At 42.1% G+C, this 17,273-nt stretch carries 16 protein-coding genes and 2 tRNA genes; 9 read left to right on the top strand and 9 right to left on the bottom strand.

What is annotated here, in order from left to right:
• Positions 1-86 precede the first annotated feature (86 nt).
• Positions 87-1,058, top strand: a complete 972-nt coding sequence (gene dusB, locus INF28_RS02945; protein WP_226391979.1) for a tRNA dihydrouridine synthase DusB — start codon at positions 87-89, stop codon at positions 1,056-1,058.
• A gap of 25 nt (positions 1,059-1,083) precedes the next feature.
• On the opposite strand, the gene prmC is transcribed toward dusB, so the two are convergent.
• The 3 genes from prmC to rny all read right to left on the bottom strand — a co-directional run bounded on the left by prmC (position 1,084) and on the right by rny (position 4,726).
• Positions 1,084-1,926, bottom strand: a complete 843-nt coding sequence (gene prmC, locus INF28_RS02940) for a peptide chain release factor N(5)-glutamine methyltransferase (RefSeq protein ID WP_226391978.1) — start codon at positions 1,924-1,926, stop codon at positions 1,084-1,086.
• Between the two features lie 4 nt (positions 1,927-1,930).
• Positions 1,931-2,953 carry a DUF1385 domain-containing protein gene (locus INF28_RS02935; RefSeq protein WP_226391977.1) on the bottom strand — a complete coding sequence of 341 codons (1,023 nt, stop codon included), beginning with the start codon at positions 2,951-2,953 and terminating at the stop codon, positions 1,931-1,933.
• Positions 2,954-3,118: 165 nt separating this feature from the next.
• Complete coding sequence (gene rny / locus INF28_RS02930) at positions 3,119-4,726, bottom strand: ribonuclease Y (protein ID WP_226392039.1); 1,608 nt, start codon at positions 4,724-4,726, stop codon at positions 3,119-3,121.
• Positions 4,727-4,991: 265 nt separating this feature from the next.
• Here rny and INF28_RS02925 point away from each other — a divergent pair, with 265 nt between their 5' ends.
• From INF28_RS02925 to INF28_RS02915, 3 genes are all read left to right on the top strand, one after another.
• The gene (locus INF28_RS02925) at positions 4,992-5,723 is read left to right on the top strand and encodes a DUF4886 domain-containing protein (RefSeq protein WP_226391976.1); all 732 of its coding nucleotides are present in this window, start codon (positions 4,992-4,994) and stop codon (positions 5,721-5,723) included.
• A 153-nt stretch (positions 5,724-5,876) separates the two neighbouring features.
• Positions 5,877-5,953: transfer RNA gene (locus INF28_RS02920), tRNA-Asp, on the top strand.
• Between the two features lie 10 nt (positions 5,954-5,963).
• Positions 5,964-6,039: transfer RNA gene (locus INF28_RS02915), tRNA-Thr, on the top strand.
• 146 nt (positions 6,040-6,185) lie between these two features.
• On the opposite strand, the gene INF28_RS02910 is transcribed toward INF28_RS02915, so the two are convergent.
• Both INF28_RS02910 and INF28_RS02905 read right to left on the bottom strand, forming a co-directional pair.
• Positions 6,186-7,598: an MATE family efflux transporter gene (locus INF28_RS02910; RefSeq protein WP_226391975.1), complete on the bottom strand. Its 1,413-nt coding sequence runs from the start codon at positions 7,596-7,598 to the stop codon at positions 6,186-6,188.
• Complete coding sequence (locus INF28_RS02905; RefSeq protein WP_226391974.1) at positions 7,595-8,194, bottom strand: cytidylate kinase-like family protein; 600 nt, start codon at positions 8,192-8,194, stop codon at positions 7,595-7,597. Before INF28_RS02905 ends, INF28_RS02910 begins: the two co-directional genes overlap by 4 nt.
• 168 nt (positions 8,195-8,362) lie before the next feature.
• Here INF28_RS02905 and INF28_RS02900 point away from each other — a divergent pair, with 168 nt between their 5' ends.
• Together INF28_RS02900 and INF28_RS12800 are read left to right on the top strand one after the other, a co-directional pair.
• Positions 8,363-8,797 (top strand): MarR family winged helix-turn-helix transcriptional regulator, encoded by a 435-nt coding sequence (locus tag INF28_RS02900; RefSeq protein WP_226391973.1) that lies wholly within the window; start codon positions 8,363-8,365, stop codon positions 8,795-8,797.
• A 107-nt stretch (positions 8,798-8,904) separates the two neighbouring features.
• A complete protein-coding gene (locus INF28_RS12800; RefSeq protein WP_264175668.1) occupies positions 8,905-9,033 on the top strand; it encodes a hypothetical protein in 129 nt (42 codons plus the stop codon).
• Positions 9,034-9,101: 68 nt separating this feature from the next.
• Here the strand turns inward: INF28_RS12800 and INF28_RS02895 are convergent, their stop codons facing one another.
• The 3 genes from INF28_RS02895 to INF28_RS02885 all read right to left on the bottom strand — a co-directional run bounded on the left by INF28_RS02895 (position 9,102) and on the right by INF28_RS02885 (position 12,462).
• Positions 9,102-9,311, bottom strand: coding sequence for a heavy-metal-associated domain-containing protein (locus tag INF28_RS02895; RefSeq protein WP_226391972.1), 210 nt, complete (start codon positions 9,309-9,311; stop codon positions 9,102-9,104).
• 28 nt (positions 9,312-9,339) lie between these two features.
• The gene (locus tag INF28_RS02890) at positions 9,340-11,535 is read right to left on the bottom strand and encodes a heavy metal translocating P-type ATPase (RefSeq protein WP_226391971.1); all 2,196 of its coding nucleotides are present in this window, start codon (positions 11,533-11,535) and stop codon (positions 9,340-9,342) included.
• A gap of 78 nt (positions 11,536-11,613) precedes the next feature.
• Positions 11,614-12,462, bottom strand: coding sequence for an AraC family transcriptional regulator (locus tag INF28_RS02885; RefSeq protein ID WP_226391970.1), 849 nt, complete (start codon positions 12,460-12,462; stop codon positions 11,614-11,616).
• Between the two features lie 165 nt (positions 12,463-12,627).
• Between INF28_RS02885 and INF28_RS02880 the strand changes: the two genes are divergently transcribed.
• The 3 genes from INF28_RS02880 (at position 12,628) to INF28_RS02870 (ending at position 16,951) form a co-directional block, all read left to right on the top strand.
• Entirely contained in the window at positions 12,628-15,714 is a 3,087-nt protein-coding gene (locus tag INF28_RS02880; RefSeq protein ID WP_226391969.1) for a type 1 glutamine amidotransferase family protein, read from the top strand.
• 60 nt (positions 15,715-15,774) lie between these two features.
• Positions 15,775-16,374: a DUF5105 domain-containing protein gene (locus INF28_RS02875; RefSeq protein WP_226391968.1), complete on the top strand. Its 600-nt coding sequence runs from the start codon at positions 15,775-15,777 to the stop codon at positions 16,372-16,374.
• A 103-nt stretch (positions 16,375-16,477) separates the two neighbouring features.
• Positions 16,478-16,951 carry a TspO/MBR family protein gene (locus tag INF28_RS02870; RefSeq protein WP_226391967.1) on the top strand — a complete coding sequence of 158 codons (474 nt, stop codon included), beginning with the start codon at positions 16,478-16,480 and terminating at the stop codon, positions 16,949-16,951.
• On the opposite strand, the gene INF28_RS02865 is transcribed toward INF28_RS02870, so the two are convergent.
• Positions 16,922-17,245 carry a DUF2508 family protein gene (locus INF28_RS02865; protein ID WP_226391966.1) on the bottom strand — a complete coding sequence of 108 codons (324 nt, stop codon included), beginning with the start codon at positions 17,243-17,245 and terminating at the stop codon, positions 16,922-16,924. The two genes, INF28_RS02870 and INF28_RS02865, sit on opposite strands and share 30 nt — an antisense overlap.
• Between the last annotated feature and the right edge of the window lie 28 nt (positions 17,246-17,273).

The following is a 17,273-nucleotide window of genomic DNA, read 5'->3' as shown; positions in this document are numbered from 1 at the left end:
AGCGGTTGTCAAGAAAATACTTGACTTAATGGTATAAATATGGTTAGATAGAAAGGATAGCAAGAAGGAGGAAACGGAGCGGTTGTATGCGAATTGGAGACTTGAATTTAGAAAATAATCTTTTGCTGGCACCTATGGCAGGAGTGACGGACAAGGCGTTTCGGAAAATAGTAAAACCTTTTGGACCAGCTATGATGTACACAGAAATGGTATCTGGCAAAGGCTTGCATTATAAGAGCAAGAAAACGGGTGAACTTCTAGAGGTTTTGGAGGAAGAAAAACCGATGGCTGCTCAGATTTTTGGACATGATCCAGAAATGATGGGAGAGATCGCACAGACGGTCTTGCAATATGGGATTTCGGTAATTGATATCAATATGGGTTGTCCAGCACCTAAAATTGTCAATAACGGTGACGGTTGTGCGTTGATGAAAAATCCCGAATTGGCAGGAAAAGTGATTGCAGCTGTCTGTCGTTCGGTGCCAGTGCCTGTGACTGTAAAATTTCGAAAAGGCTGGGATGACGGTCATGTAAATGCGGTGGAATTTGCTAAAATGGCTGAGCAAAACGGGGCGGCAGCTGTTACGGTGCATGGACGTACCCGAGAAGCGTTTTACAGTGGGACGGCGGATTGGAATATTATTCGTCAAGTAAAAGAAGCAGTTTCTATTCCCGTAATTGGCAATGGAGACATCACAGATGGCGCTACCGCCGTGGCAATGATAGAACAAACTGGATGTGACGGTATTATGATTGGCAGAGCAGCCCAGGGAAATCCGTGGATTTTTGCGCAGGTTCTGCATTATCTGAAAACAGGCGTATCCTTGCCGCCACCGGATTTGGAAGAGCGAATTTCAATTGCCCTGCGTCATTTAGCGCTTTTGGTAAAGTTTAAAGGAGAACACCGAGGCATACAAGAGGGAAGAAAACATATGTCGTGGTATTTTCGGGGGGTACAGGGCGGAGCAAGACTGCGGGCAAAGATTAATACGGCATGTACGATGCAGCAAATGGAGTCTGTAATTTTGTCTATACAAAACAAGACGGGCTTAAATTGACAGAGATCGCTTTTTATTCATTTGCTTATTTATGATATCCAAGTACCATACGGGGAAGGTGGGATAAATCATAAAGCAGTGTTACATCAGTATAATCGCCATTTTTCATTAGTTCCGGTACAGAACTCCCCTGATCGTAGCCGATTTCAAAGGCTAAAAGGCCGCCGGAAAGCAGAGGAGCATCTGAAATTATTTTTCGGTAAAAGAGCAAGCCGTCCGGTCCGCCGTCAAGTGCTGTTTGGGGTTCAAAGTCTCGGACTTCTTTTTGTAAATTCGAAATAGAGGAAGAGGGTATATAGGGAGGATTTGAGACAATGACCGCAGGAGCAGGAAGAGAAGGCCATCCGGACAGAATATCATGATGGACAAAACGGATGCGGTTTTCAAGGTGATAGCGGCATGCGGTTGCTGTGGCAGTATCAAGTGCCTTTTGTGAGATATCCAGTTCCGTCACATGGAGTGAAGGATGCATGTGTGCGAGTGAAATGCCAATGCAGCCGCTTCCGCAACCGATGTCCCAAAGCATACTGTTTTTGGGATATCGGCTCAGCTGTTTAGAGACGGCTTCTACCAGAAGTTCTGTGTCCGGCCGGGGAATTAAAACAGAAGGGTTTACATCAAATGTAAGATCCATAAATGGACAGGAACCGATAAGATACCTTACTGGTTCCCCTTGGATCCGGCGATAGGCTAAATTCATAATTTCCTGCTGATGCATCTCAGAAATTTGGGGATTTGTAAGCAGGAGCTGATTTTTATTAATCTGAAGAATGTGCATAAGAATAAGTCCCGAATCTGTTTCGGGACTTTCGATATTTTCAGATTGAAATAAGGTGCGCAGTGTTTTGCGCATGGTCTGTAGTGTCATAGTTTTACCACTTATCCTCTTCCTGATTTTCTGGAATGACTGTTTGCAGCGCGGCAATAGCAACTTCAATCATACTGTCATCGGGTTCATTGGTGGTAATCCGTTGAAACCACATGCCGGGAGCGCTAATTGCACGGGTAAAGGCGTTGTCATGCCGACCGGCATATTTAATAATTTCATAAGATAAACCTGCTACTACCGGCAAGAGCAAAAGCCGTAGAATCATACGTGTAATTACCCAGGGTATAGAAACCAGCCACGGCCCAATACCCGGAATGGAAGCAAATGTGGCTTCGTCCCAAGGAATAATAGAAAAGACTAGAATACTGATTACCATTACAATCAGCAGAAAACTAGTACCGCATCTTGGGTGAAAGCGGGATTGTTTCCGGACGTTGGCTACATTGAGTTCTAATCCCTTTTCATAACAGAAAATAGATTTATGTTCTGCTCCGTGGTACATAAATACACGTTTGATATCTTTCATCTGTGACACCAGCGATAAGTAACAGATAAAAATAAAAATTCGTACCGCTCCTTCAATCAGCGTCAGAAAAATCCCTGTGGAGATCAATGGACGTAGAAATCCGGTGAGAAATGTGGGAAGCAAAATGAACAGGCCGATGCTCAAAATCAGTGAAAAAATAACTGAGCAATATAAAATGACATTCATTGCTTTTTCAGAATCCAGCTTTTTTTCAAGCCAAACTTCAAATCGAGATGGTTTTTGTTCTACTGGATTTCCCTCATCGTCCACATCAAAAAACTGAGCAGAAAACATCAATGCTTTTACCCCGATAATCATAGAATCAAAAAAATTAACACAGCCGCGGATAATGGGAAGCTTAACAAATTTGCCACTGCGTATTTTTCCGAGGGTTTGTTTATCTACAATAATATCACCGTCCGGTTTGCGGACAGCCGTTGCAATCAGATGCGGCCCGCGCATCATAACACCTTCCATGACGGCCTGCCCGCCGATGGAAGTACGGTGCATCTGCGGTTCTTGCAATGTATCTTTTGACATATGGTAAACACCTGCTTTCTTAAGTCGCTATTATAACATAGAGATAGAATTTTTTCAACTATTCCTTAATAAAATTTTATTGCAGAGTTCAATGATTCTTTCTGGTTTAGAAAACAAAAGAGAGGCCGGCCAAGTAGCGGCAGCCTCTTTTATTATGATTCTCATTTATTTTGCGTATTCGATGGCACGGAGCTCACGAATTACATTTACTTTAATTTGCCCAGGATATTCCATATTGTTTTCAATTTGTTTAACAATATCTTTTGCCATTAAAATGGTTTCATCATCATTTACTACATCGGATTTCACCATAATACGAATTTCACGGCCAGCTTGAATCGCATAAGAACGTTCCACGCCTTTAAAGGAGTTCGCAATTTCTTCCAGCTGTTCAAGACGTTTGATATAAGATTCCAAATTTTCGCGGCGAGCGCCGGGACGTGCCGCAGAAATACCATCAGCCGCTTGTACTAGGCATGCTTCAATGGTTTTGGGTTCGATATCTCCATGATGGGCTAGAATCGCATGAATTACCTTGTCGTTTTCTTTATATTTCTTTGCAATATCTCCGCCGATGGTAACATGTGAACCTTCTACCTCGTGATCAACCGCCTTGCCGATATCATGAAGCAGACCTGCACGTTTTGCCAACATAACATCAGCGCCTAATTCTCCTGCCATTAATCCAGCAAGATGAGAAACTTCAATTGAATGCTGCAGTACATTTTGTCCATAGCTGGTTCTATATTTTAAGCGACCCAGTAAACGAATCAGTTCCGGATGGAGTCCGTGTACATGGGTTTCAAAGGTAGCACGTTCACCTTCCTGTTTGATAATGCTGTCAACTTCTTTTGTGGCTTTTTCCACCATTTCTTCAATGCGTCCGGGATGAATACGGCCGTCAACAATCAATTTCTCCAAGGAGCGGCGGGCAATCTCGCGGCGCACAGGGTCAAAACCGGATAAAATAACGGCTTCTGGTGTGTCGTCAATAATCAGATCAACACCCGTTAAAGTTTCAATGGTTCGAATATTGCGGCCTTCGCGTCCAATAATGCGGCCTTTCATCTCATCATTTGGAAGTTGTACCACAGAAACTGTAGTTTCTGTTACATGATCTGCGGCACAGCGCTGAATCGCGCCGGTAATGATATGCCGTGCTTTGTCTTCGGCTTCTTCTCGAGCCTGATCTTCAATTGTTTTAATAAGCAGGGCTTTTTCATGTTTGGCATCGTCTTCAACCTGTTTAAGAAGATAATCTTTTGCCTGAGAAGCGGTAAATTCTGCAATTTTTTCAAGTTGTGCCATTTGCAGTTTTTTGACTCGTTCTACCTCAGCCTGTGTTTCTTCTGCCTCGTTAAATTTGCGCTGAATCTGCTCTTCTTTTTTTTCTAGTGTCTGTGTTTTTTTATCTATGGTATCTTCTTTCTGCTGTACTCTTCTCTCCTGACGCTGTAATTCGTTCCTGCGTTCTTTAATTTCTTTTTCCAGTTCGCTTCGTAACTTATGTATCTCTTCTTTTGCTTCTAATAATTTTTCTTTTTTTATATTTTCCGCATCTTTTTCAGATTGATCCATAGCGGTTTCCAATATACGTTTTGCTTCTTCTTCGGCACTGCCAATTTTTAATTCGGCAAATTTCTTCCGGTAAGAATAACCGTATTTGAATGCGCCAAATGCGCCGATTACCGCAATCACAATCAATGCGACAATAATTGTAATACTGATTGTGTCTATCGTTAACACCTCCTGATTCTTAAAATCAGCACCCATCAGGGTGCCGTAAACATGTTTCATAAAAGATTACACAGTTATTTAGATCAAAGCGTAAAGCATGATTTTGTTAGAAGTACACCACTTTATTTTACACAGAATCCCATCAAAAGTCAAGAGTTTTTTCGGCATCATAGTTACAAATATGGGAGTAAGGGAAATGAAGAAAAAAAGAGACAGTTAAAGTAAATATTTTTGGGAAAAAGACTTTCTTTTTTGGTAAAAAACGTTTATAATGAGGAGTAGTATAGAGAGGAGGGGTAAGATGAAAGTATTATGCATTGGTAACAGCTTTTCTCAGGATGCAACTCGGTATTTACATCAGATTGCAGAAGCAGCGGGGGAGAATATAAAAGTATTCAATCTTTATATAGGAGGATGCTCTCTTGAACGACATTGGAATAATATAGAAAATTCTCTTGCGGAATACTTGTTGGAGGTAAATGGAGAGTCTACAGGACAATATGTTACTTCGGAAGAGATGCTGCAGAAAGAAGACTGGGATGTAGTGACTTTACAGCAAGTTAGTCAGTGTAGTGTGGATTACGCTACATATCAGCCATACTTGGAAAAAATAGATGCGTTTGTGAGAAAAAAGGCGCCTATGGCAAAACGTTTTTTGCATCAAACATGGGCGTATGCGCAGGATAGTCCCCGGCTGACAGAAATGTTGAAATACAGGACACAGGAAGAAATGTATCGGGATTTGGAAGCTGCATATCAAAAGGCATGGCAGGCCATTCAGGCGGATGGTATGATCCCAAGCGGAAAAACCTTTCGCGAAGTACAGTTGAAAACCAAAATAGGTATGTACCGGGATGGATTTCATGCTTCGTTAGGAATTGGAAGATACGTTTTGGGCTTGACCTGGTATGGATATCTAACAGGAAAATCTGTAAAAGAAATTCCTTATGTGCTGTTGGATGAGCCGGCGAAAGAAACGGAATTGCAAGAAGCGGCTGCGGCGGTTGAAACCGTCTTGCAGTCTGTTAAGTAATGCTTGGATCGATAAATAAAAACAAAGCGAGAAGCAAAAAAATCACTTCTCGTTTTGTTTATATATTAAAATTTTAGAAAAAATTTTAATTTTTTTAAATTTGATATTGACAAGCTTGGGGTTTTGTGATAATATAAATAGGCTGTTCGTTATGGTCCGGTAGTTCAGTTGGTTAGAATGCCAGCCTGTCACGCTGGAGGTCGTGGGTTCGAACCCCATCCGGATCGCCAATTTTTATATGCTGCCCTAGCTCAGTAGGCAGAGCACTTCCTTGGTAAGGAAGAGGTCGGCGGTTCGAATCCGCTGGGCAGCTCCAAATCGGAATGGAATTGGTTCCATTCCGATTTTTTTATAGCACAAAAAACAGACTGTTCGCTTTTGTGGGACAGTCTGTTTTAATATTTACTGCAAATTGGCTGTTATTAGCCCAAAATCAAGGGCAATACAGGGCAGTCGTTAACTTTATACTTTTTGTATATCATTCTGATTATGTAAAATGGTTGTATCCTTTTGCATAGGAATAATTTCTTTGCGATAGCTATAGCGGTGAAAATAAACACAAATGGCAAAGGAAACAAGTTCTGCTGCAGGAAAAGCCAGCCAAACCCGATTAAGAATTCCTGTTTTAGAAAGCAGGAAAGCCAGGGGCAGTAAAACAACCAGTTGACGAAGCACGGAAATACAAAGACTCAGCAATCCGTGACCAAGTGCTTGAAACAGCGAAGCGCAGATAACCGAATAGCCTGCCAGCAAAAAGCTGATGCTGATAATGCGCAGTGCAGGAATGCCGATAGAAAGCATGTGTTCCGAAGCGTTAAAGATCATCAAAAGCCATTCCGTAAATAGTTGAAAAATGATAAATCCAATTAACATCATCAAAAATGCATATATGATACTGAGCTTTACCGTTTTGGTAATGCGGTCAGGCTTTTTTGCACCAAAATTATAGGCTACAATCGGAACCATACCATTGTTAAGACCAAACACGGGCATAAAGACGAAGCTTTGCAATTTAAAATATACGCCAAATACTGCGGTTGCCGTTGAGGTAAACGCAATTAAAATTTTATTCATACCAAAAGTCATAATGCTGCTGATAGAAGCCATGATAATGGATGGAAGGCCAACAGCGTAAATGCCCTTGATGATTCGGGCTTTCGGTAACATGTTATGCAGAGAAAACTGGATTTCATGATTTTTGGTATGGTTAAGAATAGCTCCCAAAATACAGGCAATGATTTGTCCTAGAACAGTCGCAGCGGCCGCGCCAGCAACTCCCATTTTGGGGAAGCCTAATAACCCGAAAATAAAAATAGGATCAAAAATTAAATTAATAATTGCCCCTAACCCCTGTGTGCACATGGTGTAAATCGTTTTTCCAGTGGATTGAAGAAGCTTTTCAAAACTTACTTGGCCAAAAATTCCAAAAGAAAAAACAGTACATATTACTAAATACTCTACACCGTAGTCAATAATTTCTGTAATATCAGTTTGTAATGAAAAGAAAAGCCGGGAGAAAAAAACGCCGAGCAGTGCAAAAACGATATAACTGCATAGGGTCAGAAACAATGCATTGCCTGCGACCAAATTGACCCTGTGAAAATTCTTTTCACCCAAACTTTTGGAAAGCAGTGCATTTACACCTACCCCAGTACCTGTGGCAACAGCGATCATCAGGTTTTGTGCGGGAAAAGCAAGCGAAACTGCTGTAAGAGCGTTTTCGCTGATCTGCGCCACAAACATGCTGTCGACAATGTTATATAAAGCTTGTACCAGCATGGAAATTATCATGGGGACGGACATGGATATAAGAAGTTTGTTGATTGGCATCGTACCCATTTTATTTTCTTTTGGCAATGTATTTTCTGCTGTCATGCGTTTGCGTCACTCTCCTTAACAAGTTTCATAATATGATCAGCTATATGGTCCAGGCCGACAGTACTGTTTATCATTAGATGATATTGATGGCGATCGCCCCAACGTTCACCGGTAAATCGCTCATAATAGGCTGCTCTTTGTTTATCATATTTTTCTAAATACCGATGTATATCTTTATTTGGCACCTGTTCATGGTATTCCTCGGTAATCCGGTGTATCCGTTCCTCCATGGGGGCATAGACAAACAGGTTAAGACAATCAGTGCGTTTCCGAAGTACATAGTTGGCGCATCTGCCGACAATAACACAGGGACTTTGTGCGGCTGCCTTTTTTATAACATTAGACTGTGCGATAAAAAGTTGATCATCAATGGGGAGGTTGGTGCTGTCAAAATACAGATTATACAAAAAGCTGGAAGTGTGTTTTGTTTCTGCCTGTTCTACATATTTTTCAGAAAACCCGCTTTCTGATGCAATCATGTGGATCAATTTTTTATCATATAAGGGGATGTTAAGTGCATCTGCAATTTTTTGTGCAAGTAAGCGTCCTCCGGAACCATGTTCCCGGCCAATGGTAATCACTGCATATTTCATGGTATCACTCCTTTTAGTTTCCTATGAAACGATTTTGAATAAAAAAATAACCCATATGGGCTATTCTTATTATAACGCAGTTTGATGGGGGTGTCAACAGTTTTTTGCTTGACATGATGGATAGATATGGTACAATAAAATCAGTTGTAGCAAGAAGGGGTGGGAAAGTTGGAACAGTACCGGGAAGCAGATATTTTAAAGATAATATCAGTCATTTATCGGAAAATGCAGATATATATTAATGTTCAAACGCGTAATATGGGATTGAGCAGTGGATTAACTCCTTTTATAATGCTTACCTGCGAAAATGGAGAAATGACCCAGAATAAATTTTGTGAATTGCTTGATATCAGCAAGGGTACGGTGGCAAAAACATTGGCACGACTGGAAGAGCAGGGATATGTCGTTCGGGTAGAAAATGCAGAAGATGGCCGTTTTATAAATGTACATCCTACGGAAAAAGCGAAAGATATCTATCCACAGTTGGTGTATACCGGAGATGCTTGGGTGAAAAAAATGATGCAGGGTATGGAAGAAGAGGAGAGAATGCAATTTTTGCGCAGCCTTGGAAAAATTGCAAAAAATGTCAGTGATTATATGTGATATCTTTATCTGCAAATCATACGCAAGAAGAAAGATTGGCCCTTTTTTTCTATGTGTCATAATAAATTTGAGTTAGCAATAACTAACTTAAATGCGGTTGAATAAAAATGAAGAAAAAAGATGCGCGTTTGCATAGATCTAGCGCAAGTGTGTTGAATGAAATACTTAAAGTTTTTTTCAGAAAATTACAATTAGCAAAACCTGAGAATATAGGAAACAATGAACTTGATAGATAGGAAAATTTCTAGAATATCAAAAAGCCGTTTTGCATTTTCGAGCAAAACGGCTTTTTTGAGATCGGCATTCAGCAGTGGGCTTCAAAGCCAATGTCTTCTATGACTTGCACAAGGGTACCGCAGGAAACTATATTTTCATCAAAAACTACAGTGGCATTTTTATTTTCCAGACTGACTTTCACGTCGGTGACACCACTTTGTTCTTTCAGGGCGGCAGTAACCGAAGCCACACAGTGGCTGCAGGACATACCTTCAATAGAAATTTTTTGTGTTTTCATAATATTGCTCCTTTCTGTTTTGATGCACTTAGGCATTATTTTTATGTGTTTCGGGGCGAAACCGCTTTAAAAGCAGTGAATTGGTAATAACTGAAACAGAACTGAAGGCCATGGCGGCGCCTGCAAGAATAGGATTCAAAAATCCAAAAGCCGCAAAGGGGACGCCGATAGAATTGTAAATAAAGGCCCAAAAAAGGTTTTGTCGAATTTTACGCATCGTTTTTTTAGACAGCCGAATGGCGGCTGGGATCAAGGTCAAGTCATCACGCATAAGGGTAATATCTGCAGATTCAATGGCCACCTCGGTTCCACCACCCATGGCAAATCCAATATCTGCCGTCGATAGTGCAGGGGCATCGTTGATTCCGTCACCAGCCATTCCAACAATATAACCTTCTTTTTTCAGTTCAGTCACTTTGGCGGATTTATTATTAGGTAAAACTTGTGCAAATACATGCTGAATGCCAGCAGCTTTTGCAATATAATCCGCAGCTGCAGGGTTGTCTCCTGTGACCATATATATTTCACAGCCAAGTTCTTTTAATTGTCTCACAGCTTCGGCAGAGCTTTCTTTGATGGTGTCCGCAACGGCAACCAGTCCCATCAGATGATTGCCAGAACCTACAAACATGACAGTTTTCCCAGCAGATTCAAGAAATCCCGCCTGTTGTTCTGCTTCTTCATAAGGGATACCATTTTTTTTCATCCATCTGCGCGTACCGATAAACCAAACCTGTCCTTGGATGGATGCAGAAATTCCCATTCCTGTTTCGGAGCAAAAATCTTCAGCTAACGGTAGGTTGGACTTTTGTTCTGTGGCAAAGCGGCAAATCGCCCGTGCAAGAGGATGTTCTGAATAAGTTTCTGCTGCCGCGACAGAAGAAAGCAAGGTATCTGATTCGCAGTTTATGGAAATCAGATCGGTTACAGCGGGTGTTCCCTTAGTAATTGTCCCGGTTTTATCCAGTATAATAGCATTCAGTTTATGTGCGGTTTCTAGATGCTCACCGCCTTTAATTAATATGCCATGTTCTGCCCCAAGGCCTGTTCCAACCATAATGGCCGTGGGTGTCGCAAGCCCCAAGGAACAAGGGCAGGCAATCACAAGAACGGAAATGGCGTTTAGCAGTGCTTTTGTCATATCACCCGAAAAAAGCAGCCAGCCGATAAAAGTAATAAGAGCAACCGCCAAAATGGTTGGAACAAAAACAGCGGATACTTTGTCGGCAATTTTTTGAATAGGAGCTTTTTTGCCTTGGGCATTGCGTACCAATTTAATGATTTGTGACAGGGTGGTATCTCTTCCGATTTTGTCGGCCCGCATCGTAAATGATCCGGTTAAATTTATGGTGGCGCAAAAGATAGTATCTTCCGGCCCCTTGTCTGCCGGCAGGCTTTCTCCGGTCAGCATGGATTCATCCACAGTGGAATTTCCGGATATAATGGTGCCGTCTACTGGAATTTTTTCTCCCGGTCTTACCCGAAGCAAATCTCCGGTCTCGATTTCAGCCAGGGCAACGGTTTTTTCTGTTCCGTTTTCAATTCGCGTGGCAGTTTGAGGCTGAAGCTCAATCAGTTTGTAAATCGCTTCCGATGTTTTGGATTTCGCGTGTGCTTCCAAATATTTTCCCAGTAAGATTAAGGTGATGATGGTCATGGAGGATTCAAAATATAAACCTTCCATAGAACCCGGAATCGTTTTGCCGGCTAAAACATGATACAGGCTGAAGAAATATGCAGTGCTGGTGCCAAGAGCAATCAGTACATCCATGTTGGGACTGAGTGCTTTTATGGCAAGAAAGCCATGTTTGTAAAAACGGCGGCCAATACCGAATTGTACTGGTGTAGCCAGTATCAGCTGTAGCCAGGGATTGTGCAGAAATGCGATGTGGATTCCAAACCAGCTGAGAATCATTCCCAGCAATAGCGGTGCAGTGAGAACAGCAGCAAGAATTAATTCTGTTTTCAAATATTTGGCCTCTTTTTTTTCATAATCCTGGCTGTGTTCTTCTGTAAAAATTTCCGCTTCAAAGCCCAGCTTTACAATTTTCGATATGATATCAGATATGTTTAGAATGGTTTCATCATATTGAACCGCTGCAATGCCTGTAGTCAGATTAACCGTGATGTCTGTAATCCCTTCTGTTTTCTTTAAAACTCGTTCAATACGACCGCTGCAGGCAGCACAGGTCATGCCTCCAATTTTCAATTCTTGACTTTGCAAAAAAAAGCACCTCCCATATTTTGCACTTGGGTTAGTATTATCTAACTGAAATTAGCATATCACATTTATAGTTTGGTGTCAATGGTTTTGCTTCTGATAAGCTTTTGGAGTAGTGTGCATAATTTGTTTAAAAGCAGATTGAAAGGTTTTTAGATCGGCATAGCCAACCAATTGCGCAATCTCTTGTACCTGCTTGTGTGTGTTGAGCAGAAGCCTGCAGCTGTTTTCAATCCGTTTTTTTCGGAGGAAGTTGTGAAAACTTTCTCCAGTTTCTGCTGTAAACAGGCGGCTGAGGTAAGCTGGGCTGTAATGGAGTTCTTGGCTGAGTGCAGTCAAAGTCAAATTTGTCATATAATTGCGATTAATTTGGTCTAAAACGGCACAAACACAGGGGTGGAGGCGTGTGCTGCCATCACTTGGGGATATCTTGCGCAGGCTTTGAATAATAATTTCGATCAAGGAGCAACGTAGCAGTTCAGCAAATCCAGGTTTTTGCTCATTACCTTCTTTTTCCATATGTTGGATTAGTTGAAGGATACTTCCGTCTTCGTCAAAAAAAATAGTGTTTTGTGGAAACTGTATTGGAATATTTTGAAAACGGATAAGGTAGTGGTCTAAAATCTGGTCAAAACGATGGCAAGAGGCTAATGTGCGGTCGATAAAGCGGGGGGTAAAAAGCAGATTATAAAGAACAATTTCCTTACCTGGCGGTGTTTTGTATTGATGACGGCTGGCATAATCCACAATAAAATAATTTCCTGGAGTGACGATGGAACACTGGCCGTTTAAAGTGTGTGAGGCTTGTCCTTCCACTATATAGACCAGTTCCAGGAACTCGTGTGTATGGGCATCAGTGTTGCCGTGGCGGTAAAGGCGGACCAGAATATCTTCGGTATTTTGTTCAAATGGGAAAAAATGTTTTTCCATTGCAAACCCTCCGTATATATTTTCTTTATTGTAGCTTTTTTTAGATAAAAAGTCAAGAAGAAAAGTCAAAAACACCCCCTGTTTTTAGAAAAAACAGGGGTAGAATATTCTGAAAGACGGAAGTATAATAAAGACCATAAAAATGAAAAATATCTTGAAGAAAGGGTGAAGAAATTGCTGTATAAAAGAAATACAGAAAATAAGTTGGATGAAAAGTTATTTCAAAATCCTTCCAGCGAATATAGGGGCACACCGTTTTGGGCATGGAACTGTCAGTTGAATCAGGAACAGCTTGATCGGCAGATAGAGTATCTCAAAGAGATGGGGTTTGGGGGCTTTCACATGCACTCAAGGACCGGCATGGCAGTAGAATATCTTTCTGACGAGTTTATGGATCTGATACGAGGCTGTACTGATAAGGCGGAGAAAGAGGGAATGCTTGCCTGGCTGTATGATGAAGATCGCTGGCCTTCCGGCGCAGCCGGTGGAATTGTGACAAAAAACCCCCGGTATCGGCAAAGAGGATTGCTTTTTACGGTGACAGAAAATCCTCAGGCTGTTGCACTGGAACAGGCAGTAGAGACTGGGGAAACCGGGTATCTGGCCTGTTATGATATTGTATTGGATGAGGACGGAAATCTTAAGAAATATCAAAAGATTGAGAAAACGCAGGAGGCAAAGGGTACCAAGTGGTATGCCTATATGATTACATATGGAAATCAGGCGTGGTATAATGGGCAGGCGTATATTGATACGCTGGATCCTGAGGCGATGCAGGAGTTTATTCGGGTAACTTATGATCGGTATCTGGAAACGGTGGGGGATCGGTTTGACAAAACGGTGCCGGCAATTTTTACAGATGAACCTCAGTTTCTGAAAAAAAATACATTGGCTTTCCCGCAGGATCAAACGGATGTTATTTTGCCCTGGACGCCAGCCATGACAGAAAGTTATTATGATGTATACAAAGAAGATTTGTTGGAAAAGCTGCCGGAACTGTTTTGGGATCTTCCGGGAGGAGCGGTTTCGGTTTGCCGGTACCATTTTCATGACCATGTGACCAATTTGTTTTCGGAAAGTTTTGCAGGGCAGTGCGGAAGATGGTGTGAAGAACATGGTCTGCGCTTAACCGGCCATATGGTAGAAGAACCGTCACTGCGGTCTCAGACTGCTATGATTGGAGAAGCAATGCGTTCCTATCCGTATTTCCAAATCCCGGGCATTGATATGCTTTGTGATCATATTGAGTTTTCCACTGCAAAGCAGACACAGTCGGTAGTGCATCAGAGTGGCAGAGAAGCGATGCTGTCTGAATTGTATGGTGTAACCGGCTGGGATTTTGATTTCCGCGGACATAAATTCCAAGGAGATTGGCAGGCGGCGCTGGGGGTTACCGTACGTGTCCCACATTTGTCCTGGGTATCTATGGGTGGTGAAGCAAAACGCGATTATCCTGCTTCGATTAACTATCAGTCACCGTGGTACAAAGAATATCCTTATGTAGAGAATCATTTTGCCCGGGTCAATACGGCAATGACCCGGGGTAAGGCAGTCGTCCGGGTTGGCGTGATTCATCCCATTGAGAGTTATTGGCTGCATTGGGGACCAGCGTTTACTACTGCGGCAATCCGCACCCAGATGGATGAAAGGTTCCAGAGTATTATTGAATGGTTGCTTACCGGTTGTATTGATTTTGATTTTATTAGTGAAGCCTTGCTGCCACAGCAGTGTCCATCTGCTTCTGCGCCGCTGCAGGTAGGAGAAATGGCTTATGATACGATTGTGGTTCCGCCGTGCGAGACCCTGCGGGAATCGACTTTGTGCCGATTGAAAACATTTGCGGAGCAGGGTGGAAAATTACTGTTTTTGGGTGAGCCTCCACAGTATATGGATGCTGTTCCTTCGCAAGAGCCAGCAAAGCTGTATAAAAAGGTGTCACATGTTCCTTTTGACAAGACTGCTGTATTGGAAGCATTGGACTATGTACGGGAGATTGAGATAAGAAATGTTTCGGGTGAACATACAAATAATTTGATTTACCAGCTCCGCCAGGATACGGAGTGCCGCTGGCTGTTTATTGCGCATGCAAAACGGTGTGTCAATAAGGATATTGCTGCGGAGATGCCGCAGAAAATTCAACTTACCATACACAGGAAGGTAAAACCCGTATTGTATGATACGCTGACTGGACAGATACGTCCGTTGTCCTATAGAATAGAACGGGGAGCGTCGGTGATAGATTTGACTTTGCAGGCCTATGACAGTATTTTGCTTCAGCTAAATGATACTGAAGAGACCGGATATAGGGAAACACAGCCTACGAAGGAGAAAATTTTTGAAACAACCTTACATCAGACTGTTGCGTATCACCGGACGGAACCCAACGTACTATTGTTGGATACTGCCCAGTATGCTTTAGATAACGAAGAGTTCCAGCCGGAAGAGGAAATTTTGCGGTTAGATAACATTTGCAGGCAAAAACTTGGCTGGCCAAGACGTGAAGGAGACGTGGTACAGCCTTGGGTTATTGCAAAAGAAAAAATCTCTCATTTTCTTTCCCTGCGGTTTGAAGTGGAATGCAAACAGACATTTCATAACATAAAGTTGGCATTGGAAAACGCAGAGAATGCAGAAATTACCTTAAATGGTCAGGCCGTGCCGTCGATTATCTGTGGATATTATGTGGATGAAGCGATTCAAACTGTTGAACTTCCGTCGTTCTCTGAAGGAAAAAATATTTTACAGATAAAGATACCTTTTGGAAAACGCACAGATACAGAATGGTGTTATTTGCTGGGAGAATTTGATACTGTGGTTCGGGGAACCTGTAAGTATTTGACTGCGCCGTCTCAGACAATTGGATTTGGAGATATATCACGTCAGGGGTTGGCGTTTTATGGAGGAAATGTAATTTATGAAACAGAACTAGAGGTGCCGGCGGGGGATATGAAAATACATGTCAGTCATTACCGCGGGGCAATGATTCGTGTGGCAGTGGACGGTAAAGACTGCGGCGTGATTGCGTATGCTCCTTATGATGCCGAAATCAAAGGGGTTGCTGCTGGGCGGCATAAAATTACATTGACCCTGTTTGGAAATCGATTCAATACCTTTGGAGCACTTCACGATGTGGAAAATGCGCTCTGGGTTGGTCCGAATATTTGGCGGACCATGGGAGATAAATGGTGTTATGAATATCGCTTGCGCGAGACGGGAATCCTTTCTGCTCCGGTTATAAGGATGTTTCGGTAGGTTTGACAATTTTTCGGTTTTATGATAGAATCATAAAAAACGGAAAGGCGGAGCGGCAAAATGCGGAAAAACTGGAGAAAATTTTTGACTGCAGCTACGGCGACGGTTTTGATGATGATATTGGCAGGCTGTGGTACAGTCAAAGAAGCTAACGCGGCATTTGATACGATGATGCAGGCGTTTCAGACCGGAGATAAAACACAGATCAGTCAATATTATGATTTTGATTCGGTCAGTAATTTTATCAATGCTGAAGACAGCGAACAGTTGCAAAATGCCATTCTTTCTACTCTGAAACAGATGTCTTATAAGGTTGAGGCTTCGGAAAAAATGGAGGATGGATCTGTAAAGCTTCAAGTGAAAGTTACCACGCTGGATTTTTCTGATGTGATGAAGCGTTACATGGATCAGGTCATGCAGATGGTTTCCAGTGCAGAATACCAGGCTAAAGTGTCTGAAATGACTCAAGAAGAATATCAAAAACAGCTAGCGAATTGTATGCTGAATGTACTTGCGCAGACCGATATTCCTTCCACAGAAAATACGATAGAAGTAACCATGATAGAAAACGATGGTTCTTGGCAAATAGGCGGCGATAAGGATGCATTTTTGGGCGCACTTTTTGCGAATTTATCAGATGCGGTAAATTCATTGATTTGAGACTTGCTTTGCATAAATGAAAAGCTTTCTGCATAAAATGTTGCAGGAAGCTTTTTTGATGCTGTTTTTAATCTGCGGGAATCAAGAGAAGGAGTGCGTGTTTATGTTTCGGACAATCAACCTGAAAAAATTATTGCTTAGTTTGGGGTTGGCTATAGGCGGAGGATTTTTGGCTGGTGCAATCGCTGGTACAGGAACCGAGACCTATTCTCAGTTGGTTAAGCCGCCATTATCACCGCCGGGAGTGGTTTTTGGAATCGTATGGACGATTTTGTATTTTTGCATGGGACTAGCGGCATATTTGATATGGGATGGCCCGGAGTCACCTGAACGCCGGCGCGGACTTATGCTGTATGTGATTGGACTGTTGGTTAATTTCTGTTGGCCGCTTTTTTTCTTTAGAATGCATCTCTATTGTTTTTCAGCGGTATGGCTGGGCATTCTCATTATATTGGTGGCGCTTTGTACTTTGATTTTTTATCGGCAAAACACTACAGCCGGAAAATTAATGCTACCATATTTACTGTGGTGCCTTTTTGCTTTGTATTTAAATATCGGAGTTTGTGTCCTCAATTGAGGTGTCTTCTGGTGTTTTAATTTTACGGCTTAGTGTTTTTAGTTGCATAACCAGGTTTTCATACTGGCTTTGGGCAGTTTGAATCTGATAAATGCATACATCTACGGCTTTGGCCTCGGAGACGTGATTGAAATTGCTTTGAGCAGCTTCCAGGTCGCTGGCTGTCCGGTTGAGTTTATTAAGTATGGATGAATATTCTTCCTGCAGTTGTCGGGTAGCTTTTGCTTCCGCGCGCGGTATATGCTTTTTGGAAGACGGCTGGGGGACAATAGAAGAAAAAGATGGTGTCTGCATAGTGGCCTCCTGATCATATTGTGTTAGG

The sequence above is a fragment of the Ructibacterium gallinarum genome (genome assembly GCF_014982785.1).
In the GTDB taxonomy this organism is placed as follows: domain Bacteria; phylum Bacillota; class Clostridia; order Monoglobales; family Monoglobaceae; genus Ructibacterium; species Ructibacterium gallinarum.
Note: the sequence above shows the minus strand (reverse complement) of the source record. Positions and strands in the feature narration are given on the sequence as shown.